A 22,942-nucleotide genomic window follows, 5' to 3' on the forward strand; every position below is an offset into this window, starting at 1 on the left:
AAAATCCGCGACCGATTATAGAGCGTGCAGGTGGCGTCAAACCGCCATCTGAGCGCCAGATTCCACTGCATTCCGCTCGGAGAGTTTCATGGCCGGTCATTCCAAATGGGCCAATATCAAGCATAAAAAAGCCGCTGCCGACGCCAAGCGCGGCAAGATTTGGACGCGCCTGATCAAGGAAATCACCGTGGCGGCCCGTCTGGGCGGCGGCGATGCCGACTCCAACCCGCGCCTGCGACTGGCCATGGACAAGGCCACCGACGCGAACATGCCCAAGGACAACATCAACCGCGCCATCCAGCGCGGCGTGGGCGGCCTGGAAGGCGCGAACTACGAAGAAATCCGCTACGAAGGCTACGGCATCAACGGCGCAGCCGTGATCGTCGACTGCCTGACCGACAACCGCACGCGCACCGTGGCCGAAGTCCGTCACGGGTTCGACAAGTACGGCGGCAACATGGGCACGTCGGGCTCCGTCGCGTTCCTGTTCGACCACATCGGCCAGTTCATCTTTGCGCCGGGCACGCCCGAAGACAAGCTGATGGACGCCGCGCTGGAGGCCGGCGCAGACGACGTCATCACGCACGAAGACGGCTCGCTCGAAGTCATCTGCCCGCCGCACGATTTCGCCAAGGTCAAGACCGCGCTGGAAGCCGCCGGCTTCAAGGCGGAACTGGCTGAAGTCATCATGAAGCCGCAGACCGAAGTCGTGTTCACCGGCGAAGACGCGGTCAAGATGCAGAAGCTGCTCGACGTTCTGGAAAATCTGGACGACGTGCAGGAAGTCTTCACCAACGCGGTCATCGGGGAGTAAGCCCCGGACGCGCGCATAACGGCGATCGACCTCACGATCGCCGTTTTTGTTTTCCAGATTTCGAATCGGATTTGCAATTTCAGGTAGGTACAGCATGAAAGTGATGGTGGTCGGTTCGGGCGGTCGAGAGCACGCCCTGGCATGGAAGCTGGCACGCTCGCCCAAGGTACAGGTGGTGTACGTGGCCCCCGGCAACGGCGGCACGGCGCTCGACAAGCGCCTGCAGAACCTCCCGATCACGGATCCGGAAGTGCTGGCCGCCTTTGCCGAGCGCGAAGGCATCCACTTCACGGTGGTGGGCCCGGAAGCGCCGCTGGCGGCCGGCATCGTCGACCTGTTCCGCGCCAAGGGCCTGCGCATCTTCGGGCCGACCAAGGCCGCCGCGCAGCTCGAATCGTCGAAGGATTTCGCCAAGGCGTTCATGCACCGCCACGGCATTCCGACCGCCAAGTACCAGACCTTCGGTGATGCTGCGCAGGCACATGCGTACGTTGACCAGGAAGGCGCCCCGATCGTCATCAAGGCCGACGGCCTGGCCGCCGGCAAGGGCGTGGTCGTTGCGATGACGGTCGAAGAAGCGCACAGCGCCATCGACATGATGCTGGCCGACAATCGCCTGGGCGACGCCGGGGCACGCGTGGTGATCGAAGAATTCCTGGCCGGCGAAGAAGCCAGCTTTATCGTCGTGTGCGACGGCAAGAACGTCGTGGCGCTGGCCACCAGCCAGGACCACAAGCGCCTGCTCGACGGCGATGCCGGCCCCAACACGGGCGGCATGGGCGCCTACTCCCCTGCGCCAGTCGTTACGCCCACGCTGCACGCCCGCGCGCTGCGCGAGATCATCATGCCGACCATCCGCGGCATGGAGAAGGACGGCATCCCGTACACCGGTTTCCTGTATGCCGGCCTGATGATCGATGCAGAAGGCAATCCCAAGACGCTCGAATTCAACTGCCGCATGGGCGACCCCGAAACGCAGCCCATCATGGCGCGCATGAAGACCGACCTGTACGACGTGCTCGACCGCGCCATCGACGGCAAGCTCGACGGCATGGAGCTGGACTGGGACCGCCGCACCGCACTGGGCGTGGTCATGGCCGCCCACAATTACCCGGACACGCCGCGCAAGGGCGACGTCATCACCGGCATCCCGAAGGAAACCGAAGACAGCGTCACTTTCCACGCCGGCACCACGCTCAAGGACGGCGTGCTGACCACCAACGGCGGCCGGGTGCTATGCGTGGTCGGCCTGGCCGACACCGTCAAGGCGGCGCAGCGTGCGGCGTACAACGCCATCGAGCAGATCCACTTTGACGGCGCCCAGTACCGTACCGATATCGGACATCGCGCCATCCGCCATTGAGCGACCGCCCGCCGCGCCCATGCCCCACGATGGGGCAGGCGCGGAATCCGTCACCCCGGGTGATCCCCAACTTGCCCGCGCGGCCCGCCCGCTACAATGGTGACAACCGTATGACTCGGCCCGACTCGCCCCTACGAGCGGCCTCCTTCTGATCGCATGGATACCCAAGCCGTCCGCGCCTACCTGCTGGACCTGCAGGACCGCATCACCACTGCCGCCAGCGCGCTGGACGGCGGCACGTTCATCACCGACGCATGGGAGAAGCCGCCCACCGAGCGCCTGCGCGGCAGCGGCCGCACCCGCATCCTGGAAGGCGGCACGCTGCTCGAGCGCGGCGGCGTCGGTTTCTCGCACGTGATGGGCGACACCCTGCCCCCGTCGGCGACGGCCAACCGGCCCGAATTGGCCGGACGCGGCTTCGAGGCGATGGGCGTGTCGCTGGTCTTCCATCCGCGCAACCCGTACGTGCCCACGGTGCACATGAATGTGCGCTGCTTCGTCGCCGTGCGCCCGGACGCCGAGCCCGTCTGGTGGTTCGGTGGCGGCATGGATCTGACGCCTTACTACGGCTTCACCGAAGACGCCTCGCATTTCCACCGCACCTGCCAGGGCGCCCTCGCCCCATACGGCGACGAGCTGTACCCCCGCTTCAAGCAATGGTGCGACGACTATTTCTATCTGAAGCATCGCAAGGAAGCGCGCGGCGTTGGCGGCATCTTCTTTGACGACTTTGCCGAACTGGGCTTCGAGCGCAGCTTCGAGATGATGCGCTCGGTGGGTGACGCCTTCCTGCCGGCGTGGCTGCCCATCGCCGAGCAACGCCACGCCACGCCCTATGGTGAGCGCGAACGCGCCTTCCAGGCCTATCGTCGTGGCCGCTATGTCGAGTTCAACCTGGTATTCGACCGCGGCACGCTGTTCGGCCTGCAAAGCGGCGGCCGCGCGGAATCGATCCTGATGTCGATGCCGCCGGTCGCCAACTGGCGCTACGACTGGCAACCGGAACCGGGTTCGCCGGAAGCCGCCCTGTACACCGATTTCCTGCCGGCGCGCGATTGGGTATGACGCTTCCCACATTCGTGCGCCCCGATCTCGATCGCCCCTACCGGCTTGGTTTGCTGGGCGGCACGTTCGATCCGCCGCATGTCGGCCACATCGCCCTGGCCGAACTGTGCATCGCCCGCCTCGACCTGGATGAGCTGCTGTGGATTCCCACCGGCGTGTCGTGGCAAAAGGCCGCCGACATCACGCCAGCACCGCTGCGCTTCGCCATGACCGAACTGGCCGCCAAAGCGGTACGCGGTGGCCGCGCGCGGGTCCACGTGAGCAGCATGGAAGTCGACCGCCACGGCCCCAGCTACACCATCGACACCGTGCGCGAATTGCGCGGCGTCTACGGCCCGGATACCTCCATGGCGTGGCTGATGGGCGCCGACCAGCTCGTCGGCCTGGACACCTGGCACGGCTGGCAGGACCTGTTCGAATACGTCCACCTGTGCGTCGCCACACGCCCGGGTTTCGACCTCCAGGCATTGCATGTGCCGGTGCAGCGCGAACTCGATGTGCGCCGCGGCGACACGGCATTGATACAATGCGCACCCGCCGGCCACATGTGGATCGACCAGACCCTGGCCGTCGACCTGTCTTCCACCCGCCTGCGCCAGCAGTTGGCGACGGGCGCTCGGTGCGACGCCGACCTGCCCGCCGGCGTGGCCGACCTGATCCAATCGCATTCGCTGTACCGCCGTGCCAATGGCACAGTCAGTGCTTGACCGCGTGATTGACCGCATTCACGCGCTTTTTTGACCTTTTTTCTCGCCCTTTAAACGTTCTTCTCACTCAGTATGGATATTCGCAAACTACAACGCGTGATCGTCGACGCGCTCGAAGACGTCAAGGCGCAAGACATCAAGGTCTTCAATACGACGCACCTAACCGAACTGTTCGACCGCACGGTCATCGCCAGCGGCACGTCCAATCGCCAGACGAAGGCCCTCGCCGCATCGGTGCGTGACGCCGTGAAAGAAGCCGGCGGCCACATCATCGCCGTGGAAGGCGAAGACGTGGGCGAATGGGTGCTGGTCGACTGCGGCGACGCCGTGGTCCACATCATGCAGCCGCAACTGCGCCAGTACTACAACCTCGAAGAAATCTGGGGTGACAAGCCTGTGCGCATCGAACTCGGCGGCACGGGCAAGCGTGGCCTGCCCAAGGCCAGCGAAGGTTACGACGACGAGGAAGACGAGGCCGAAGAGGTCACGCCCGCCAAGCGCCGGACCACCAAGCCGAAGCTGGCAGGCGAGCGCCCGACCAAGGCTGCAGCGCCGGCCAAGAAGGCGCCTGCCAAGACGGCTGCCAAGAAGCCCGCCACCAAGCGCGCGGCCGGTACGGGCAAGACCGCCACGAAGACGGCCACCAAAACCGCTGCAAAAACCGCCACCAAAACGGCAGCCAAGCGCGCGCCGGCCAAGAAGCGCGCAGCGTAACGTCGGGCAGGCTGTCTCGCCATGCAGTTGCTGATCGTCGCCGTCGGGCACAAGATGCCGTCCTGGATCGAAGACGGTTTCTCCGAGTATGCCAAGCGCATGCCGCCCGAACTGCGCATCGAACTACGCGAGATCAAGCCCGAGCAGCGCTCGGGCAGCCGCACCGCCGCCACCGTCATGCAGCTCGAAGCGGCGCGCATTGAAGCCGCGCTGCCCAAGGGCTGCCGCATGATCGCGCTGGACGAGCGCGGCAAGGACCTCACCACCGTCGCGCTGGCTGAGTCGCTCACCGGATGGCAACAGGAAGGCGGTGACATCGCCTTCGTCATCGGCGGCGCGGACGGGCTGGACCCGGCGCTCAAGGCGAAAGCCCGTACGCTGATTCGTCTGTCGAGCCTGACGCTGCCGCACGGCATGGTGCGCGTGCTGCTGGCCGAGCAGCTCTATCGCGCGTGGAGCATCACGCAGAACCACCCGTACCACCGCGTATGACCATGGATGCACCCGGCGCGCCGCACCTCTATCTCGCCTCGCAAAGCCCGCGCCGTCAGGAACTTCTGCGCCAGATCGGCGCGCGCTTCGAGCTGCTGCTGGCCGGCGACGACGAAGACGCGGAAGCGCTGGAAGCCGTACTGCCCAACGAGACGCCCGACGACTACGTCCAACGTGTCTGCGCGTTGAAGGCACAGGCTGCGGTGCGCCGCCGCATCGCACGCAACCTCCCCGCCCTGCCGATCCTCACGTCGGACACCACGGTATGCCTGGGCGGCGAGATTCTCGGGAAACCGTCTGACGCCGCCGATGCCCATCGCATGCTGCGCGCGATGTCCGGCCGCGAGCACCGTGTGCTGACCGCCGTAACGGTCGTCACCGCCAGCGGCACGCCGATGCACGCGCTGTCCATTTCGGACGTGCGCTTTGCCGTGCTGACGGACAACGACATCGCCCGCTACATCGGCAGCGGCGAGCCTTTCGGCAAGGCCGGCGCCTACGGCATCCAGGGCCGTGCAGCCGCCTTTGTGGCCCATATCTCGGGAAGCTATTCGGGTATCATGGGTCTTCCCTTGTTCGAGACCGCCGCACTGCTCGCGCAGGCGGGCATCACGCTGTAACTCGCCCCTGACCGGCCGCTGACGCACGCACCGGGCAGCGTGCGAGAGCCGGTTTCAAGACACGCTTCGGGCGCATACGATCGAGCCCAGAGGCGGGTGCTGAAACCCGCTCTCCTGGTACCTCTCCATGTCCGAAGACATCCTCGTCAATATCACGCCGCAAGAAACGCGCGTGGCCATCGTTCAGCAAGCCGCCGTTCAGGAGCTTCATATCGAGCGCACGCTAACGCGCGGCCTGGTCGGCAACATTTATCTTGGCAAGGTGGTGCGCGTGCTGCCCGGCATGCAGTCGGCCTTTATCGATATCGGGCTGGAGCGCGCCGCGTTCTTACACGTGGCCGACATCTGGCACCCCCGCGACGCCAAGGACGCGCCGCCCACGCCGCAGGTCGCCATCGAGAAGACGCTGTTCGAAGGCCAGGCGCTGATGGTGCAGGTCATCAAGGATCCGATCGGCACCAAGGGCGCGCGGCTGTCCACGCAAGTCAGCATTGCCGGCCGCACGCTGGTGTATCTGCCGCAAGACCCCCACATCGGTATCTCGCAGAAGATCGGCAACGAGGCCGAGCGCGAAGCGCTGCGCGCGCGCGTGACCGCCATGGTCCCCACCGATGAACGCGGCGGCTTCATCGTGCGCACGATCGCCGAAGAGTCGACCGACGAGGAGCTCGCCAACGATGTCGCTTACCTGCGCAAGATCTGGGCGACCATCCGTCACAACGCGACGACCCTGCCCGCGCCGTCGATCCTGTATCAGGACCTCAACCTCGCCCAGCGCGTGCTGCGCGATTTCGTGACGGACGAAACGCGCAGCATCCAGGTCGATTCGCGCGAGAACCATCAGAAGCTCATCGAGTTTGCACAGGAATACACGCCGGCCGTGGTCGAGCGCCTGACGCACTACACGGGCGAGCGGCCCATTTTTGACCTGTACAACATCGAGGCGGAAGTCGAGCGCGCGCTGTCGCGCCGGGTCGACCTGAAATCGGGCGGCTACCTGATGATCGACCAGACCGAGGCGATGACGACAATCGACGTCAACACCGGCGGTTACGTGGGCGCGCGCAACTTCGACGACACGATCTTCAAGACGAACCTGGAAGCGGCGCACACCATCGCGCGGCAACTGCGGCTGCGCAACCTGGGCGGCATCATCATCATCGACTTCATCGACATGGAGTCCGCCGAGCATCGCGATGCGGTGCTGGCGGAACTGCGCAAGGCGCTGTCGCGCGACCGAACACGCATCACGGTCAACAGCTTCTCGCAGCTGGGCCTGGTGGAGATGACGCGCAAACGCACGCGCGAATCGCTCGCGCATGTGCTGTGCGAGCAATGCCCCGTGTGCCAGGGCAAGGGCCAGGTGAAGACGCCGCGCACCGTCTGCTACGACATCCTGCGCGAGATCATGCGCGAGTCGCGGCAGTTCAATCCGCGCGAATTCCGCATCCTCGCGTCGCAGTCGGTCATCGACCTGTTCCTGGAAGAAGAAAGCCAGCACCTTGCGATGCTGGGCGACTTCATCGGCAAGCCGATTTCGCTGCAGGTGGAATCGTCGGCGGCCAGCCAGGAGCAGTACGACATCATCTTGATGTAGTGCTGCACGAACTGGCGGCATAGACGCCGCCTGCGCCCTACTTCTTCTCGCGCGGCACGCGGCCGAGCAGGAAGAACTCGTCATTGGGCCGCATCGAAATCACATTCGCCATGCGGTTCGAGAGGCCGAAGAAGGCCGTGATGCCGGTGATGTCCCAGATGTCCTCATCATCGAAGCCGTGCGCGCGCAGCGCCTCATAGTCGGCGTCATTGACGGTGTGCGATGCGGTGCAGACCTTCATCGCAAAGTCGAGCATGGCCCGCTGGCGCGGCGTGATGTCGGCCTTTCGGTAATTGACGGCCACCTGGTCGGCCACGAGCGGATTCTTCTCGTAGATGCGCAGAATGGCGCCGTGCGCGACCACGCAATACAGGCACTGGTTGGCGGCGGACGTTGCGACGACGATCATCTCGCGCTCGCCCTTGGTGAGGCTGCTGCCTTCGCGCAGCATCAGCGCGTCGTGGTACGCGAAGAAGGCGCGGCATTCGTCGGGCCGATGCGACAGCGCCAGGAAGACGTTCGGCACAAAGCCGCTCTTCTCCTGCACCTCGAGGATGCGCGCGCGAATGTCTTCGGGAATGTCGGCCAGTTCAGGAACGGGAAACCGGCTGATGGGCGGCGTGGTGGTCGTCACGATGTCTCCTTTGATTGAGCGTCCTGAGCACGCCGCCCGCGAGGAAGGGCCTACTGGGTGGCGAACTGGATGCGATGGAGTCCAGCATACAACCCATCGCGCTCGATGAGTTCGCGGTGCGTGCCGGCTTCGGCAATCTTGCCGTGCTCCAGCACGATGATCCGGTCGGCATTTTCGATGGTCGACAGGCGGTGCGCGATCACCAGCGTCGTACGGCCTTCCATCAGGCGTTCGAGCGCCGCCTGCACCTGGCGCTCGGACTCCGAATCCAGTGCGGACGTGGCTTCATCCAGGATCAGGATCGGCGCGTCCTTGTAGATCGCGCGGGCAATCGCCAGGCGCTGGCGCTGTCCGCCGGACAGCTTCGAGCCGTTATCGCCGATATTGGTATCGATGCCCTCGGGCAGGTTGTCGACCACATCGGTCAGGTAGGCCGCTTCGAGCGCGCGGCGCACGCGCGCCATGTCGATCTCGGAGGCGTCCCGCGCGCCATACGCCACGTTGGCAGCGATGGTGTCGTTGAACAGCACCACATCCTGGCTCACGAAGGCAATCTGGCGGCGCAGGTCGTGCAGCGCCAGATCTGCCAGCGCATCGCCGTCGAGCGAGATCGTGCCCGAGGTCGGATCGAAGAAGCGCGGCAGCAGGTTCACCAGCGTGGTCTTGCCGCTGCCCGACGGCCCGACCAGCGCCACGACCTCGCCCGGCTTGACGTGCAGATTGACGTTGTCGAGCGCTGCCCGGCCGTCTTCACCATAGCGGAACGTGACGTTGTCGAAGCGGACATCGCCGCGGGCGCGATCGATCTTCTTGCCGCCCTCTTGCGGTTCGATCGGCGTGTCGATCAGGCCGAAGATGAATTCGGCGGCGGTCAGGCCGCGCTGCAGCGGCTGGTTCACGTCGGTCAGGTGCTTGAGCGGCGAGATCAGCAGCAGCATCGCCATCACAAAGCCGGTAAAGCCGCCGACCGTGGTCTGGTTAGCCTGCGCCTGCAACATGGCAATGGCGAGGATGACCGACAGCGCCAGCGCCGCCAGGAACTGCGTCACCGGCTGGTTCAGGCCGCCCGCCACGGCGACGCGCATGGCGTAACCGCGCAGGCGATTCGTCATGGCATTGAAGCGCAGCGATTCGTACGCCTCGCCACCATGCAGCTTGACGACCTTGTAGCCGCCCACGGCTTCTTCCACCACATAGGCTGCCTGGTTGGTCAGGTTCTGGCTCTCGCGGTTGAGCGAGCGCAGGCGACGGTTGATACGCGACATCAGCAGCCCGATGATCGGCAGGATCACCGCCACTACCAGCGTCAAACGCCAATTGGTATAGAAGAGGAAGACCAGCAGCGCCAGCACCGTCATCGAGTCGCGCACCAGCGTGATGAACACGCCGGTCAACACCTGCAGCACCTGGTTCACTTCAAAGATGACCGCGTTGATGATCGACGCCGCCGTATTGCGCTGATAGTACGAAGCCGGCGCCTGCAGCAACCGCTCGAACATCTTCATCCGCAGATTCAGCAGCACCTTGTTCGAGACGAGGCTCAGCAGATACGTCGACGCAAATTGCGCAATGCCGCGCACCACGGCAATCCCCACCAGCATGGCCGGCACCTGCCACAGCTTGCCGGCGTATTCACCGCCGAAGCCCTGATCCAGCAAATCCTTCACGACCTTGGGGATGATCCCCTCCGTGGCCGCCACCACACCCATGGCGACCATTGCCAGGATGAAGGCGGTCAATTCGGGGCGAAGGTAGCCCCACAACCGCTTGAGCATCGGCTTGGCGGGCGCTGGGTGATCAGACTTTGCTTGTATACTCACGGCGTTTTCAAATGAGGGTGGGCAGCGTGCGTCGCATGGCGATCGCATGGCCGCCATAAAGTGCGTCGCAGCGGCTGTCATCCGACAGACGGGCGACCCGGCATTTTAGCGGCAATCCACCACCCGGCCCATCCTGCTGCGCAATGCCCGGTCCAGACTGGCCGGCGGATCAACTGACGCTTCCGCAATGAGTTCGCGCGTTCCCACGTTTTTCATCAATCTCGATCATGACGCCGGGCGCCGCGAAGCGCTGGAGCGACAACTCGATGCGTTGGGCCTGCCGCATCGCCGCTTCCCCGGTGTGTACGGCAAGACACTTCCCGCCGACGAACTTGCCCGCCACTATGACCACGCACGCGCTACGAGCCAAAGCCGCGAATTGACCGTCGGCGAAGTCGGCTGCGCGCTCAGCCACCTCGGCGTCTACCGCGCAATGATCGAGCAGGACCTGCCCTACGCGCTCATTCTCGAAGACGATGCGAAACTCGGGCCGGATGTGCCCGCCGTGGTCCAAGCTCTGGCACAGAGCGTGTCACCCGACGAACCGGTCGTCACGCTGCTCACGCACATCGACCGTTACTACAAGCGCAGCGCCCGGCCCCTGACGGCGCACCACCGCACGGTCAAACTTGCCAACTATCAGTGGCTCGCGCATGGCTATTTCGTCACGCGCGCCGCGGCTAAACGGATGGTCGAGCAGCTCTATCCTGTGTGGCTGGCCGCAGACTATTGGTACAAGTTCGAGCGCGAAGGCATCGTCCAGATGCGTGCCGTCGTGCCTTATGTGATTGGCGTGCAGAACTTCGATAGCGGCTCGAACCTCGAAGCCGATCGCGCCATCAAAAGCCGTGAAGCCGACAACCGGCTGGGCCTCGGCCACCATCTGCGCCAGATTTTCGTGCGCAAGTTCCTCTATCAGATCTTCGTGCGGCCGTTCCTCGGCATCGTTAAGCAGAAGAAGACTTGGTGAGCATGACGGCGCCCGCTCAGGCGCCTCGCTCTCGCAGTTCTGCAAGCCCCACGTCTGCGCGGATGATGTCGGTATCGCGCCGAGCCATCATGCGTTGATAGTTGGGGCTTTCCTGCTCGCGCGATTGCTCGCGATGCCATAGGTGAAAGACTTCGGTCGCGCAGAAGCCGCGCTTGCGCCGCACACCAGCGTTGTATAGGCGGACCGCCAGATCGGCGTCTTCATGACCCCACCCGACGAAGCTCTGATCGAAGCCGTTCACGCGCTCAAAATCGCTGCGCCAGACGCCAAGGTTGCAGCTCTTGATGCCGCGCAGGCTGGTGTCCTTGAAAGTGCGCGGCACCGGCAAACCCGGCACCAATAGCGGCAAGAATTTGTTGATGCGGCCCGCGCGCCAGGCGGCAAACCAATACGCGCGGTCCTTCAGGTGAATGTCGATCTGCTGGGTGACAACCTCACGCGTCATCGCCTCATTCAGCAGGATGCGACTACCGGACAGCAGGCGACCCCGCTCGGCCAACGCGCGATGCCGGGCAACGAAATCCGGACGCGGCACGCAATCGCCATCGAGAAAAACGAGGTAGTCGGCGTCCGTCGCCAGCACGCCGCGATTGCGGATTTCGCCAGCGCGAAAGCCGTCGTCGGGTTGCCAAACATGGCGCAGGGGATACGGCGCGGTCTTGGCAGCGGTTTCGACCGCCACGCGTGTGTCATCGCGCGAACCGTCGTCGGCGACAATGACGTCGAATGCGCGATCGGTCTGTGCGCCACAGCCGGCCAGTACGCGAATCAGCGCGTCCGGGCGGTTATACGTCGTAACGATGAGGGCGATGCGACGCGGCGGTTCAGCGCTTGCCATGACGATGCAGCATCATCAGCTTGACGTAGCGGTAATACGTGCCCTCGGCGTTCGACACCGCGAGCATGAAGCCCTCCGCGCCATCTAGGAAACCCCGCTGGATGATGTACGTACGGATGAACGCCCACAGCCCGTGGCCGATCGCACTGCCCAACGACGCGCGCTTGCCCTTGGCATAAGCTGCGGCCGCTCCGGCGGTCGAATAATCGTTGGCCTTGTCCAGCGCAGCCTTCAGATCGGGAATCGAATAGTGGATGATCGGTGCGCGGAAGTCGCCCACCGTACCCTCGAAGACCAAGTGGGAGTGCACCGGCGCATCGAAGAACGTCACCTGCTCGCGCTTGAAGAAGCGGCGAATGCGGTCCGGCCACCAACCCGAGTGCTTCATGAAGCGGCCGCAAAAACTGGAGCTGCGCGGCATGGAGTAGACGGTGTGCGGGCTCCCCGATTCGAGTACGGCGATCATCTCGGCACGCAATTCGGGGCTGATGCGCTCATCGGCGTCCAACGAAAGCACCCAGTCGGTACGGGCTTCGCGCAAGGCACGGTTGGACTGCTCCCCGTAGCCGGGCCAGTCGGTCTCGAACACGCGCGCACCGAGCTGGCGGCAGATGTCCTGCGTGCCGTCCGTGCTGCCCGAGTCGAAGACGATGACATCGTCCGCCCAGTCGCGCACCGAGCGGATGCAGTCGCCGATATCAGCGGCTTCATTCTTGGCGACGATGATGACGGCGAGCGTGGCTCGATTGGATGCGGACATGCGAAAGCGATCTCAGAGAACAGGAGCGGCGCCAAGCTGCTGTCGGCGCCGGTGAATATGCGCGGTGAATACGGCCACCATCACGCTGTAGAACACGACCGTCTGCGCGATGATCAGCATCACTTCGGTCAGGCCGAACAGGACGAAACCGACGCATAACGTGAGGCCCATCGCCCCCGTTGTACGCAGGACGCGATCGTCGCACAACGCAGCACGCAGAAAGTACGCGGCGGGTACCAGATACAGCGCCAGCAATGCGCCGATGCCCAGCATGCCAAGCGTGGCGCCATTGTATAGAAACTCGTTGTGGGCATGCTCGAAGGCAGTCGCCTCCTTTGTGATCAGGCCTTCCGCGTGAATCGCCTTGAGGGCGGGTTCGAATTGCCCTCTTCCCACTCCGGCTAGCGGGTGGCGCGTCAGCATCAAGGTCGCGGCTTTCCAGAGTTGGAAGCGGATACCGACCGACGTGTTGGTCTGACCCGCTTGATAGGCGTGCAAATCGCTGACTGCCTGATCGAACCGGGCACGAACCATACTCGACGACACGCATACCGCCGCCAACAGCGCGAAGAACACCAGCAACGCTGCCACTCGCTTCTTCCAGCTCACGTGACGCAGTGTCGCCACGGCGATCAGGAGCAGCACGGGGATTGCAACCCAGCCGCCCCGCGACTGCGACATGTACGACGCAACAAGCCCTGCCCCCCCTCCCAGCAAACGCAACGCAATAAGGGGCCACCCATCTCCTTTAGACCAACCAATGGAAATCAGCGAGAACAGGCCCATCAGCAACGATAGATTGCCGAAAGGGATTGTGTTGGCGAATGCCCCGATCTTGTCGGGCCGTCCGATGCGCAATTCGAGATAAGCCCACACAACGGAGGCCAGCGCGCCGGCAACACATCCCCACTGCACACTCTCCAGCTGTTTAGGCCGCAATTGCAACAGCGCAAACAGCGCCAGCCCGAACAGCCAGAGCCGGCCATAGGCAAACGGCACACTGCGCGGTGCGGCAGGGTTCAGCTGAGCGCTGACCAGCATCGCGGTGGGCATGGCCGCCATGGCGAGAATCAGCCAGCGATGTTCGCGCCACATCGTCCGCAGTCGGCTCAAGACCTCCGCAGGCGCGGCCAGCATCGACCAGAACGCGGCAACCAGCAGCAGGGAAAACGACAGGAACGCCGCACCGCGCACCGACAGCATGAAGGCCGGGAGAACGGCGATTCCGAACACAGCCAGAGCCGCCGGCGCGCTGGATAACAGCGTCCGGCCCCTTTGCGTCAGGCCGCTCATCGCAGTGTCCCTGCGCCGGGCGCAAGCGCCAGGAGAGCATCAATGTGCGCAGCGATGCTCGGGTCATAGCGAAGGTGCTCGCGCGGATTCAGCAGGCGCGCTTGCCCAGCGTGCGCACGCGCTACGACCGTCTCAATCGTGCGGGCCAACGTGGCCGGGTCATCGAGATCGAAGGTGGGCGCCCCTTCTTCCGAGATCACCTCAGTGCAGGCGATATTGGCTGCGAGCACGGCAGGCGTGCCGCACAGGACGGACTCCACACCAATCAGCCCGAACGGCTCGTAGTGCGAAGCGAGGATCGTGTAATCCGCCGCGCGGTAGACGTTTTCGATGTCCTTGCGGTATCCCAGGTAGCGAATGTTGGGCGAGGACGACGACACCGGCCGCCCGATCACCGCCAGCTGCACAGGCAAATCCGTCTTCGAGAAAAACGCCTCCAGCAGCGGATAGCCCTTGCGCTTGTGACTCGACGACGGGAACACAAACGTGACGCGGTCCTTCGCGAAGCCCAACTCATCGCGCAGGCGCTGGCGCTGTGCTTCATCCACCGGCGAGAACTTCGTCTCACTCACGGGGGGGTACACCGTCTTTACCTTGTCAGCCGGAATGTCGTAGTAGTCGAGCACTTCCTGCGCCATCAGTCGGGAGTGCGCAACGACGACGTGCGAGCGCACATAGTCGCGGCGCTCCAGGGCAATCTGCTGGCGATCCCAGAAGGCGGGCTCTTTTGAAAAGCTCTTCAGATAGCCGACGTGGGTACCGCCGCAAATCGCGATATCCGAAGCGCCCGTGCGATTGCAGCCGATCATCAGATCGATGCGCTCGCGCTTGGCCAGATAGCGCACAAGCCAGCCGAACGCGTGGTCATTCAATTTGCCGGGCAGCTTGCGCGTGGGCAATGCAACGGCCTTGACCTGGCGGTATTCGGGAAGCGCCTTGTCCACCATCTTGGCGAAGAACACAGGACGGATGGCGCGCTCATGCAGACCGCGCACCAGGTCCATCGCGTAGCGCTCGCTGCCGCCGCTGTAGCCCAGCGCGTTGCACGAGATTCCGACGTTCATGGATGCTCTAGTAATAATCGTATTGAGACTGCAGTCGTGCCGAGCACCCGCCCGGCAATGGCGCCCCCCGCGCCATCTTCGAACTACTCGTACACCGTTGCCACGTTCTCGGCGTCCAGCGCCTGACGCAGCGCGGCGATTGCCGCTTCGCTCGGAACAATGCGCCATGCGTCGCCAAGCACGGCTTCGCAGCGGGCCTGCTCGCAAACGTAGTTGATGCGTACCGAGACGCCGTTGCCATCTGCCGCCACATGCGGCGAAAGCAGATCGCGCAGCTTGGCCGCTGTCGAATCGCCGTTCATCGACAGCCGAATCGCCCGCGCAAACTTGGCGCGCGCCTGGGTCATGTCCATGACGGATTCGGCGGTCACACGCACACCGCCAGTGAACATGTCATGGCGAGCGCTGCCCTGCACGATCAGCACTTCGTCTTCCTTGAACAGCGCGCGATTGGCCTCGAAGACTTCGTTGAAGACCGTCACTTCGGTGGCTTCGCTGGCGGAGCCGTCGTCGAGCATGACGATCAGCATCTTGCCGCGCTGCGTCATCTGCGTGCGCTGCCCGACAATCACGCCGGCCACCGTCTTGTTACGTGCATCGCGGTTGCCGTAGCCGCCGCCGTTGCCCTTGTCGGTCACTTCGCGAGCCAGATCGGCCAGCGTCGTACGCGCAAAGCGGCGCACTTCGTCGCGGTATTCATCGAACAAGTGGCCAGAGAGATAGAAACCCAGCGCCTGCTTTTCTTCCTGCAGCTTGCGCTTGGTAGACCAGGCCGGCTCATCGACGAGTTCGGGGCGATGCTGCTCGGCATCGTCACCGCTCATCAGATCGAACAGCGACACCTGGTTGGCAGCCGCTGCTTTCTGCTCGGCGGCTTCCATGGCCAGGCCGATCGAGGCGAGCAGCTGCGCGCGGTTGGCGTTGAGGCTGTCGAAGGCGCCGGCGCGCACCAGCGCTTCGATCGTGCGGCGATTGACCTGGCGGCGGTCGACGCGTTCGCAGAAGTCGAACAAGTCCTTGAACGGGCCGTCTTCGCGTGCACGCAGGATGTCTTCGATGGCGCCCTGGCCGCTGCCCTTCACGCCGCCCAGGCCGTAGCGGATGGTCTTGGCGTCGGTCGGTGCAAAACGATACTGGCTGGCGTTGATATCAGGCGGCAGGATGGTCAGGCCGTTCTTGCCTCGGGCATCGTCGTAAAGGATCTTCACCTTGTCGGTGTCGTCCATGGCGAGCGACATGTTGGCTGCCATGAATTCGGCCGGGTGATGCGCCTTGAGCCACGCCGTGTAATACGCCAGCAGCGCATACGCGGCCGCGTGCGACTTGTTGAAGCCGTAGCCCGCGAACTTCTCCATCAGGTCGAAGATTTCATCGGCCTTTTCGGTGGAGAGCCCGTCCTTGGCAGCGCCCGCGCGGAACAGCTCTCGGTGCTGTGCCATCTCTTCGGGCTTCTTCTTACCCATCGCGCGGCGCAGCAAGTCGGCGCCGCCAAGCGAGTATCCGCCCACGATCTGCGCCATCTGCATCACCTGCTCCTGGTAGACCATGATGCCGTAGGTCTCCTTGAGCACCGGCTCGACGCGCGGGTCGGGGTACTCGACCTTCTCGCGGCCGTGCTTGCGCGCGCAGAAGCTCGGAATCAGGTCCATCGGGCCCGGGCGATACAGTGCCACCAGGGCGATGATGTCCTCAAAGCGGTCAGGCTTGGCGTCCTTCAGCATGCCTTGCATGCCGCGGCTTTCCAGCTGGAACACGGCGACCGTGTTGGCCGTCTTCAGGATGTCGAACGCCTTCTTGTCCGTCAGCGGAATGTGGCTGCAGTTCCAATCCGCCTTGGACGGATCGAGCATGCGGATGTAGCGCTCGGCCCAGTCGAGGATCGTCAGCGTGGTCAGGCCCAAGAAGTCGAACTTGACCAGGCCGACGGCTTCCACGTCGTCCTTGTCGTACTGACTGACGACGCCGGCGTCTTCACCGCCTTGCGTGTAGAGCGGGCAGAAATCGGTCAACTTGCCCGGGGCGATCAGCACACCGCCAGCGTGCATGCCGACGTTACGGGTCATGCCTTCGACGCGCTGGGCAAGTTCCAGCAGCTGCTTGACTTCTTCTTCGTTGGCCTCGCGCTCGGCCAGCAGCGGCTCTTCCTTCTTCGCTTCTTCCAGCGTGACGAGCTTGCCCGGCTTGAACGGGATCAGCTTGGCCACGCCGTCTACAAAGTTGTAGCCGAGATCGAGCACGCGGCCCACGTCGCGCACCGCAGCCTTGGCGGCCATCGTGCCGAACGTGGCGATCTGCGAGACGGCGTCCTTGCCGTACTTTTCCTTCACGTACTGGATGACGCGGTCGCGGCCGTGCTGGCAGAAGTCGATGTCGAAGTCGGGCATCGACACACGTTCCGGATTCAGGAAACGCTCGAACAGCAGGTTGTATTTGAGGGGATCCAGATCGGTAATGCCCAGCGCATACGCCACCAGCGAACCTGCGCCCGAGCCCCGGCCCGGCCCCACCGGCACGCCGTTATTCTTGGCCCAGTTGATGAAGTCGGCAACGATCAGGAAGTAGCCCGGGAAGCCCATCTTGATGATGGTGCCGGTTTCGAATTCCAGGCGGGCGTAATACTCGGCGCGTTTGGACTCGCGTACGGCTTCGTCCGGGAACAGCACTTCCATGCGCTTTTCCAGCCCTTCCTTGGCGAGCTGGACGAGATAATCGTCCAGCGACATGCCATCGGGCGTCGGGAACAGCGGCAGCTTGGGCTTGCCCAGTTCCAGCTTGAGGTTGCAACGCTGCGCGATCTGCACCGAATTGGCCAGCGCGGAGGGGATGTCGGCAAACAGCGCGCACATCTCGTCCTGCGTCTTGAAATACTGCTCCGTCGTGAAACGACGGGCGCGGCGCGGATTGGCGAGCAACTCGCCCTCGGCGATGCAGGTGCGCGCTTCGTGGGCCGTGAAGTCATCCGGCGTCATGAATTGCACCGGATGCGTGGCCACCACCGGCAACTGCATCGCCGAGGCCAGCTTCACAGCCTGCTGAATGTAGGCTTCGGTGCCGGCGTGCCCGGCGCGCTGCAGCTCGATGTAGAAAGCGCCCGGAAACACGCGCGACCAGTTCGTTGCCAGCTTGCGCGCCAGCGCATCGTTTCCGTTGGCCAGCGCCATGCCGATATCGCCGGCCATGGCGCCCGAAAGGGCCAGGAGGCCGGTGGCCAGCGGCGCGTTCTCAACGCCCGGCTCATCGAACCATTCGGGGGCGATTTCCGCGCGGCCGCGATGTTGATTGGAAAGCCACGCCCGGGCCAGCAACTGGCACAGGTTCAGGTAACCCTGCTTGTCACGCACCAGCAACAGCAGGCGCGTCGGCTTGTCGCGCTCGTCGTGATTAGTGATCCACACGTCGGCCCCGACGATGGGCTTCACGCCCTTGCCACGCGCTTCCTTGTAGAAACGCACCAGCCCGAAGGCGTTGGCGAGATCAGTCAGCGCCAAGGCGCCCATGCCGTCTTTGGCGGCAGCCTTGACGGCATCGTCGAGACGGACGTTGCCATCGACGACGGAATATTCGGAGTGGAGACGGAGGTGGACGAAGCGCGGCGAATTCATCCGCGTATTGTAACGGGTGACACCTTCCGCAAAGCATTCCGGGCGCGCCCTGTTGACCGGCGACAACCCCGCGCAGCTGCGCGGGCGGCTATAATTTCGGCTTACGAATCAACGGGTTACCCAAGGCGCCAGAAAATGGCGCGGCAGCACATGCAGATCGTCAATATTTCCGCTTACAAATTCGTCACCCTCGATGACCGCGAGACCCTGCGCCCCGCCCTGCTGGCCGAGTGCCAGGCGCGCGGGCTGAAGGGCACCGTGCTGCTGGCGCCCGAGGGCATCAACATCTTCCTGGCCGGCTCGCGTGAGGCCATTGACGGCATCGTCGGCTGGCTGCGCGCCGACCCCCGTTTTGCTGACCTGGCACCGAAGGAAAGCCTGTCCGACCACCAGCCGTTCCGCCGCCTGCTGGTGCGCATGAAGAAAGAAATCATCACCATGCGCCATCCGCTGATCCGCCCCGAAGAAGGCCGCGCGCCGTCGGTCGCGCCGCCGGACCTCAAGCGCTGGCTCGACCAGGGCCACGACGACGAAGGCCGCCCCGTGGTGATGCTCGACACGCGCAACGACTATGAAGTCGCCGTGGGCACGTTCAAGAACGTCGTCGAATACAACCTCAAGAAGTTCACTGAATTCCCGCCCGCCATTGCCGCGCACAAGGACGACTTTGCCGGCAAGACGGTCGTGTCGTTCTGCACCGGCGGCATCCGCTGCGAAAAGGCAGCAATTCACATGCAGGAGATCGGTATCGAGCGCGTCTATCAGCTCGAAGGCGGCATCCTCAAGTATTTCGAGGAAGTCGGCGGCGCCCATTACGATGGCGATTGCTTCGTGTTCGATCACCGCACAGCGCTCAATGCCGAACTGCTGCCGGCTGGGCCGAAACAATGCTTTGCCTGCCGCGCCGTGGTGACGCCGGAAGAACAGCAGTCCCCCGACTACATCCCCGGCCAGCGCTGCCCGCATTGCGCCGGCAACCAAACACGCGCCGCCGCATGAAGTGCCTCGCCGCCCGCCTCCTCGTCACCGCGCTGTGCCTTGCGGCACTGGGCGGTTGCGCAGCGAGTTGCGAGGGCGGATCGAACCGCGGCGTCTTCTGCGGAGCGGGCACGCGCTTCTGACCTTTCGCAGCGCGCCAGCAAAAAAACGCCGGACATGCCGGCGTTTTTCTTTGAGACATCCGTTTTACTGACGGCCGCGCACGAACTGGTTCGTGATGGCAACAATACGTTCACCGAACAGCTTGGCGGTTTCCAGGTCGCCGGGCAGCGGACCTTCTTCCGGGCTCGCATCCGACGGCGACTGCGCAAGCGCGCCGCCAAAACCCGCGAGGTAATTCACATCGTTGCGCGTAGCGGCCTTGCTGTTGGCCGGCATCATGCCCGTGCCGACCCAGATCATTCCGTGCTGCTGCGACAGCGTCCACAGATACTGGATCGACGCGTACTTGTCACCGTTCATCGATGCGGAATTCGTGAACCCCGCAGCGATCTTGTCCTTCCACGCACCGGTAAACCACGCCTTGGACGATGCATCGGCAAACTTCTTGAAGTCGCCGGAAACGCCGCCCATGTAGGTCGGCGCGCCAAAGACGATCGTGTCGACACCGGCGAGCAGCGCCCAGGTATCGTCGTTGACGTCCGTGACGGAGATCAGGTGTGCTTCGGCGCCGGCGCCTTGAATGCCTGCAAATACGGCCTCGGCCTGCTTCTTGGTGTGGCCATAACCGCTGTGATAAACGACTGCAACTCGTGCCATGGGAATCCTCTTGGGGTTAGGGGTACGGCGGGGAACAACGGAAAAGAAAAATGGCGCACAGAGCGTGCGCCATCCACATTACGGCAGATCGAACACCAGCACTTCGCCGTCTTCGCCGCCGGAGAGCATCACCGTCTCTTCCTGCGTCAGCTTGGCTGCGTCGCCGCCGACCAGCGTGCGACCGTTAACGCTCACCTTGCCGCGCACGACGTGCACATAAGCGCGGCGGCCTGCGGCGATCGGCAGGGACGCAGTTTCTGCGCCATCGAACTTGCCGGCGTAGAGCGCCATGTCCTGGTGCACTTTCACCGATCCGTCACGGCCGTCGGCGCTGGCGATCAGGGCCAGCTTGCCGCGCTTGGCCGCCTCGTCGAAATGGCGTTCTTCGTAGCCCGGCGTCAGGTTCAACTGCGCCGGCAGCACCCAGATCTGCAGGAAATGCGTGGTCTGGTCCTGCGCGTGGTTGAACTCGGAGTGACGCACGCCTGTCCCAGCCGTCATGCGCTGCACGTCGCCCCGGCGCAGCACGCTGCCGTTGCCCATGCTGTCCTTGTGCGCCAGCTCGCCATCCAGCACGTAACTGATGATTTCCATGTCGCGGTGGCCGTGGGTGCCAAAGCCCATGCCGGCGGCGACGCGGTCTTCGTTGATGACGCGCAACGGCCCGAATTGAACGTGCTCCGGGTCCATGTAATCAGCAAATGAGAAGCTGTGATACGACTTCAGCCAGCCGTGGTCTGCGTACCCGCGATCTTGAGAGGGGCGGATTTCAATCATTTTGATGAATCTCCTATCCAAATTACTGCGTCGATGTGTGAATGGTACGCAGATTGGCTATAGTTGCGCGGTAAGGCTTTGATTCAATACATCAAAAATTCTGAATATGGCGCTCTCGCTGGAATCTCTAGAAGTGCTGGACGCGATCGAACGCAAGGGCAGCTTTGCCGCCGCAGCGCATGAACTCGGCAAAGTGCCGTCAGCGCTCACCTATGTGGTGCGCAAGCTGGAAGACGATCTCGACGTCCTGCTGTTCGACCGACGCCGCCACCGGGCTGAACTCACACCCGCCGGCCGCGCGCTGCTCGACGAAGGCCGCCATCTGTTGCAGGCGGCCGATGAACTCGCACGCCGCGTCAAACGCCTCGCCACCGGATGGGAAGCCACGTTGACCATCGTAGTCGACGATCTCGTGCACTTCCGCGCACTGATGCCCGTCATCCAGGATTTCTACGCCGAAAACACCGCCACGCGCCTGCGCTTCTGCCGTGAGGTGCTGGCCGGCACGTGGGACGCACTGCTTTCTGGCCGTGCGGATTTGCTGATCGGCCCCGCACAAGTGATGCAGGTGCAGGGCATTCAGACGCGTACGGTGGGCAATATTCCGTTCGTGTTTGCGGTCGCCGCACATCATCCACTGGCGCAAATGGAGGAGCCGCTGCCCGCAACCGCCATCACGCGGCATCGCATCGTTGCCGTGGGGGATACGTCGCGCAACCTGCCCGCACGCACCATCGGCGTGATGGCTGGACAGGACACGCTGGTCGTGCCGTCCATGGCGGACAAGGTGCAGGCGCAGATTCGCGGCCTGGGCTGCGGCTGGCTCCCGGTGCCGTTGGCGCAACCGTATCTCGATTCCGGCGTGCTGATCGCCAAGGAAACCACCGAAGACAAGCGCGCCGGCACGTTTCAGGTTGCCTGGCGCAACAACATGCGCGGCAAGGCACTGCAATGGTGGGTCGACAAGCTGGAAGACCCGCGCCTGGGGCAGGCCTTGATGATGCAGTAGGCGCCTCAGGCCGCCAAATCGCGCACAATAGCGCCATCGACTTCTGCGCCTGGAGCGTTGCGTTGTCCCAAGCCAATCTCGATTTTCCGGAATCCATCAACGCGTCGCGCGGCCAATACCGCGGCCGCTTTGCGCCCTCGCCCACGGGCCCGCTGCATATCGGCTCCCTGGTCACCGCATTGGCAAGCTGGCTGGATGCGCGCGTACACGGCGGCACGTGGCTCGTGCGGATCGAAGACATCGACTTCCAGCGCAACGTGCCCGGCGCCGACCGCGACATCCTCGCCACACTGGATGCGCTCGGGCTCATTCCCGACGAAGCCCCGCAGTGGCAGAGCACGCACCTCCCGCGCTTTGAACAGGCGCTTGAGCAGTTGCAGGCCGTCGGCCGCCTCTACCCGTGCGGCTGCACGCGCCGCGAAATTGCGGATTCCGTCACCAGCATCGACGCGAACGGGCACGTGCGTCACCAGACGCTGATCTATCCCGGCACGTGTCGCAACGGGCTGCACGGCCGCCCCGCGCGCGCATGGCGCGTGCGTGTGCCAGAGGCCGATGCGGCCACGATCTGCTTCGACGACCGCTGGCAAGGCACGCAATGCCAGAACTTGGCTGAAGCCGTCGGAGACTTCGTGCTCAAGCGCGCGGACGGCATGTGGGCATACCAGATTGCGGTGGTGGTGGACGATGCCGCGCAAGGCATCACGGATGTCGTGCGGGGCGCCGACCTGCTCGATTCGACGCCGCGGCAGACCTATCTGCAGCAGCTGTTGGGCCTGCCCGCGCTGCGCTACCTGCACGTGCCCGTGGTCGTAAATGCTGACGGCGAAAAGCTCAGTAAGCAGACGGGTGCACGCGCCATCAACCGCAATCAACCGCTAGCGGCGCTCACCGAAGCGGCGCAGCACCTCGGGCTGGAAATTCGTGCAGAGGATGTGGAGGGGTTCTACCGGGACGCCGTCCCGGCATGGGCCAATCGCTTGGCGCAGCTGGCCTGATGCAATTGACCCGGGCGGCAGGAGCG

The 22,942-nt window shown here is 64.0% G+C and carries 21 protein-coding genes; 12 read left to right on the forward strand and 9 right to left on the reverse strand.

What is annotated here, in order from left to right:
- Positions 1-88: 88 nt before the first annotated feature.
- From R2669_RS07835 to rng, 8 genes are all read left to right on the forward strand, one after another.
- A complete protein-coding gene (locus R2669_RS07835) occupies positions 89-814 on the forward strand; it encodes a YebC/PmpR family DNA-binding transcriptional regulator (protein ID WP_147214640.1) in 726 nt (241 codons plus the stop codon).
- A 94-nt stretch (positions 815-908) separates the two neighbouring features.
- Positions 909-2,177: a phosphoribosylamine--glycine ligase gene (gene purD / locus R2669_RS07840; RefSeq protein ID WP_147214639.1), complete on the forward strand. Its 1,269-nt coding sequence runs from the start codon at positions 909-911 to the stop codon at positions 2,175-2,177.
- Between the two features lie 156 nt (positions 2,178-2,333).
- Positions 2,334-3,242 carry an oxygen-dependent coproporphyrinogen oxidase gene (gene hemF / locus R2669_RS07845; RefSeq protein ID WP_147214638.1) on the forward strand — a complete coding sequence of 303 codons (909 nt, stop codon included), beginning with the start codon at positions 2,334-2,336 and terminating at the stop codon, positions 3,240-3,242.
- Entirely contained in the window at positions 3,239-3,949 is a 711-nt protein-coding gene (locus tag R2669_RS07850) for a nicotinate-nucleotide adenylyltransferase (RefSeq protein ID WP_316873184.1), read from the forward strand. Before hemF ends, R2669_RS07850 begins: the two co-directional genes overlap by 4 nt.
- Positions 3,950-4,021: 72 nt before the next feature.
- Entirely contained in the window at positions 4,022-4,663 is a 642-nt protein-coding gene (gene rsfS, locus R2669_RS07855) for a ribosome silencing factor (RefSeq protein ID WP_027680942.1), read from the forward strand.
- Between the two features lie 21 nt (positions 4,664-4,684).
- On the forward strand, positions 4,685-5,155 hold the full coding sequence (gene rlmH, locus R2669_RS07860) for a 23S rRNA (pseudouridine(1915)-N(3))-methyltransferase RlmH (RefSeq protein ID WP_027680941.1): 471 nt from the start codon (positions 4,685-4,687) through the stop codon (positions 5,153-5,155).
- The gene (locus tag R2669_RS07865; RefSeq protein ID WP_147214636.1) at positions 5,152-5,775 is read left to right on the forward strand and encodes a Maf family protein; all 624 of its coding nucleotides are present in this window, start codon (positions 5,152-5,154) and stop codon (positions 5,773-5,775) included. The genes rlmH and R2669_RS07865 overlap by 4 nt, the downstream gene beginning before the upstream one ends.
- Positions 5,776-5,902: 127 nt before the next feature.
- A complete protein-coding gene (rng, locus tag R2669_RS07870) occupies positions 5,903-7,372 on the forward strand; it encodes a ribonuclease G (protein ID WP_147214635.1) in 1,470 nt (489 codons plus the stop codon).
- A 37-nt stretch (positions 7,373-7,409) separates the two neighbouring features.
- Here the strand turns inward: rng and R2669_RS07875 are convergent, their stop codons facing one another.
- Both R2669_RS07875 and msbA read right to left on the reverse strand, forming a co-directional pair.
- Complete coding sequence (locus tag R2669_RS07875; RefSeq protein ID WP_316889630.1) at positions 7,410-8,006, reverse strand: peroxidase-related enzyme; 597 nt, start codon at positions 8,004-8,006, stop codon at positions 7,410-7,412.
- A gap of 50 nt (positions 8,007-8,056) precedes the next feature.
- Positions 8,057-9,781 (reverse strand): lipid A export permease/ATP-binding protein MsbA, encoded by a 1,725-nt coding sequence (gene msbA, locus R2669_RS07880; protein WP_037027171.1) that lies wholly within the window; start codon positions 9,779-9,781, stop codon positions 8,057-8,059.
- Between the two features lie 232 nt (positions 9,782-10,013).
- Here msbA and R2669_RS07885 point away from each other — a divergent pair, with 232 nt between their 5' ends.
- Positions 10,014-10,796, forward strand: a complete 783-nt coding sequence (locus tag R2669_RS07885; RefSeq protein ID WP_316899513.1) for a glycosyltransferase family 25 protein — start codon at positions 10,014-10,016, stop codon at positions 10,794-10,796.
- 16 nt (positions 10,797-10,812) lie between these two features.
- Here the strand turns inward: R2669_RS07885 and R2669_RS07890 are convergent, their stop codons facing one another.
- From R2669_RS07890 to dnaE, 5 genes are all read right to left on the reverse strand, one after another.
- Positions 10,813-11,655: a glycosyltransferase family 2 protein gene (locus R2669_RS07890; RefSeq protein WP_316899515.1), complete on the reverse strand. Its 843-nt coding sequence runs from the start codon at positions 11,653-11,655 to the stop codon at positions 10,813-10,815.
- Positions 11,642-12,415, reverse strand: a complete 774-nt coding sequence (locus tag R2669_RS07895; RefSeq protein WP_316899516.1) for a glycosyltransferase family 2 protein — start codon at positions 12,413-12,415, stop codon at positions 11,642-11,644. The genes R2669_RS07890 and R2669_RS07895 overlap by 14 nt, the downstream gene beginning before the upstream one ends.
- A gap of 12 nt (positions 12,416-12,427) precedes the next feature.
- Positions 12,428-13,708, reverse strand: a complete 1,281-nt coding sequence (locus R2669_RS07900) for an O-antigen ligase family protein (RefSeq protein ID WP_316899517.1) — start codon at positions 13,706-13,708, stop codon at positions 12,428-12,430.
- Positions 13,705-14,772 (reverse strand): glycosyltransferase, encoded by a 1,068-nt coding sequence (locus R2669_RS07905; RefSeq protein WP_316899519.1) that lies wholly within the window; start codon positions 14,770-14,772, stop codon positions 13,705-13,707. The genes R2669_RS07900 and R2669_RS07905 overlap by 4 nt, the downstream gene beginning before the upstream one ends.
- 83 nt (positions 14,773-14,855) lie before the next feature.
- Complete coding sequence (dnaE, locus tag R2669_RS07910; protein ID WP_316899521.1) at positions 14,856-18,374, reverse strand: DNA polymerase III subunit alpha; 3,519 nt, start codon at positions 18,372-18,374, stop codon at positions 14,856-14,858.
- A 150-nt stretch (positions 18,375-18,524) separates the two neighbouring features.
- Between dnaE and R2669_RS07915 the strand changes: the two genes are divergently transcribed.
- Positions 18,525-19,373, forward strand: a complete 849-nt coding sequence (locus R2669_RS07915; RefSeq protein ID WP_316899522.1) for a sulfurtransferase — start codon at positions 18,525-18,527, stop codon at positions 19,371-19,373.
- Positions 19,374-19,559: 186 nt separating this feature from the next.
- Here R2669_RS07915 and R2669_RS07920 read toward each other — a convergent pair whose 3' ends face one another.
- Both R2669_RS07920 and R2669_RS07925 read right to left on the reverse strand, forming a co-directional pair.
- On the reverse strand, positions 19,560-20,132 hold the full coding sequence (locus R2669_RS07920; protein WP_027680925.1) for a flavodoxin family protein: 573 nt from the start codon (positions 20,130-20,132) through the stop codon (positions 19,560-19,562).
- Positions 20,133-20,210: 78 nt separating this feature from the next.
- The gene (locus R2669_RS07925) at positions 20,211-20,909 is read right to left on the reverse strand and encodes a pirin family protein (protein ID WP_316889639.1); all 699 of its coding nucleotides are present in this window, start codon (positions 20,907-20,909) and stop codon (positions 20,211-20,213) included.
- Positions 20,910-21,015: 106 nt separating this feature from the next.
- Here R2669_RS07925 and R2669_RS07930 point away from each other — a divergent pair, with 106 nt between their 5' ends.
- On the forward strand, positions 21,016-21,918 hold the full coding sequence (locus R2669_RS07930) for a LysR family transcriptional regulator (RefSeq protein WP_316873166.1): 903 nt from the start codon (positions 21,016-21,018) through the stop codon (positions 21,916-21,918).
- Between the two features lie 62 nt (positions 21,919-21,980).
- Positions 21,981-22,916, forward strand: coding sequence for a tRNA glutamyl-Q(34) synthetase GluQRS (gene gluQRS / locus R2669_RS07935; RefSeq protein WP_316899524.1), 936 nt, complete (start codon positions 21,981-21,983; stop codon positions 22,914-22,916).
- The last annotated feature ends 26 nt before the right edge of the window (positions 22,917-22,942 follow it).

Origin of the sequence: Ralstonia edaphi (genome assembly GCF_958350185.1) — a bacterium.
GTDB classification, from domain to species: Bacteria; Pseudomonadota; Gammaproteobacteria; order Burkholderiales; family Burkholderiaceae; genus Ralstonia; species Ralstonia edaphi.

Coding starts and splice junctions, on each gene's coding strand:
- rsfS (WP_027680942.1), top strand. CDS start 4,022: ATGGATATTCGCAAACTACAACGCGTGATCGTCGACGCGCTCGAAGAC.
- R2669_RS07835 (WP_147214640.1), top strand. CDS start 89: ATGGCCGGTCATTCCAAATGGGCCAATATCAAGCATAAAAAAGCCGCT.
- R2669_RS07930 (WP_316873166.1), top strand. CDS start 21,016: ATGGCGCTCTCGCTGGAATCTCTAGAAGTGCTGGACGCGATCGAACGC.
- R2669_RS07920 (WP_027680925.1), bottom strand. CDS start 20,132: ATGGCACGAGTTGCAGTCGTTTATCACAGCGGTTATGGCCACACCAAG.
- msbA (WP_037027171.1), bottom strand. CDS start 9,781: ATGCTCAAGCGGTTGTGGGGCTACCTTCGCCCCGAATTGACCGCCTTC.
- R2669_RS07850 (WP_316873184.1), top strand. CDS start 3,239: ATGACGCTTCCCACATTCGTGCGCCCCGATCTCGATCGCCCCTACCGG.
- purD (WP_147214639.1), top strand. CDS start 909: ATGAAAGTGATGGTGGTCGGTTCGGGCGGTCGAGAGCACGCCCTGGCA.
- R2669_RS07895 (WP_316899516.1), bottom strand. CDS start 12,415: ATGTCCGCATCCAATCGAGCCACGCTCGCCGTCATCATCGTCGCCAAG.
- dnaE (WP_316899521.1), bottom strand. CDS start 18,374: ATGAATTCGCCGCGCTTCGTCCACCTCCGTCTCCACTCCGAATATTCC.
- R2669_RS07905 (WP_316899519.1), bottom strand. CDS start 14,772: ATGAACGTCGGAATCTCGTGCAACGCGCTGGGCTACAGCGGCGGCAGC.
- R2669_RS07865 (WP_147214636.1), top strand. CDS start 5,152: ATGACCATGGATGCACCCGGCGCGCCGCACCTCTATCTCGCCTCGCAA.
- rng (WP_147214635.1), top strand. CDS start 5,903: ATGTCCGAAGACATCCTCGTCAATATCACGCCGCAAGAAACGCGCGTG.
- R2669_RS07890 (WP_316899515.1), bottom strand. CDS start 11,655: ATGGCAAGCGCTGAACCGCCGCGTCGCATCGCCCTCATCGTTACGACG.
- hemF (WP_147214638.1), top strand. CDS start 2,334: ATGGATACCCAAGCCGTCCGCGCCTACCTGCTGGACCTGCAGGACCGC.
- R2669_RS07915 (WP_316899522.1), top strand. CDS start 18,525: ATGCAGATCGTCAATATTTCCGCTTACAAATTCGTCACCCTCGATGAC.
- R2669_RS07925 (WP_316889639.1), bottom strand. CDS start 20,909: ATGATTGAAATCCGCCCCTCTCAAGATCGCGGGTACGCAGACCACGGC.
- R2669_RS07885 (WP_316899513.1), top strand. CDS start 10,014: ATGAGTTCGCGCGTTCCCACGTTTTTCATCAATCTCGATCATGACGCC.
- rlmH (WP_027680941.1), top strand. CDS start 4,685: ATGCAGTTGCTGATCGTCGCCGTCGGGCACAAGATGCCGTCCTGGATC.
- R2669_RS07900 (WP_316899517.1), bottom strand. CDS start 13,708: ATGAGCGGCCTGACGCAAAGGGGCCGGACGCTGTTATCCAGCGCGCCG.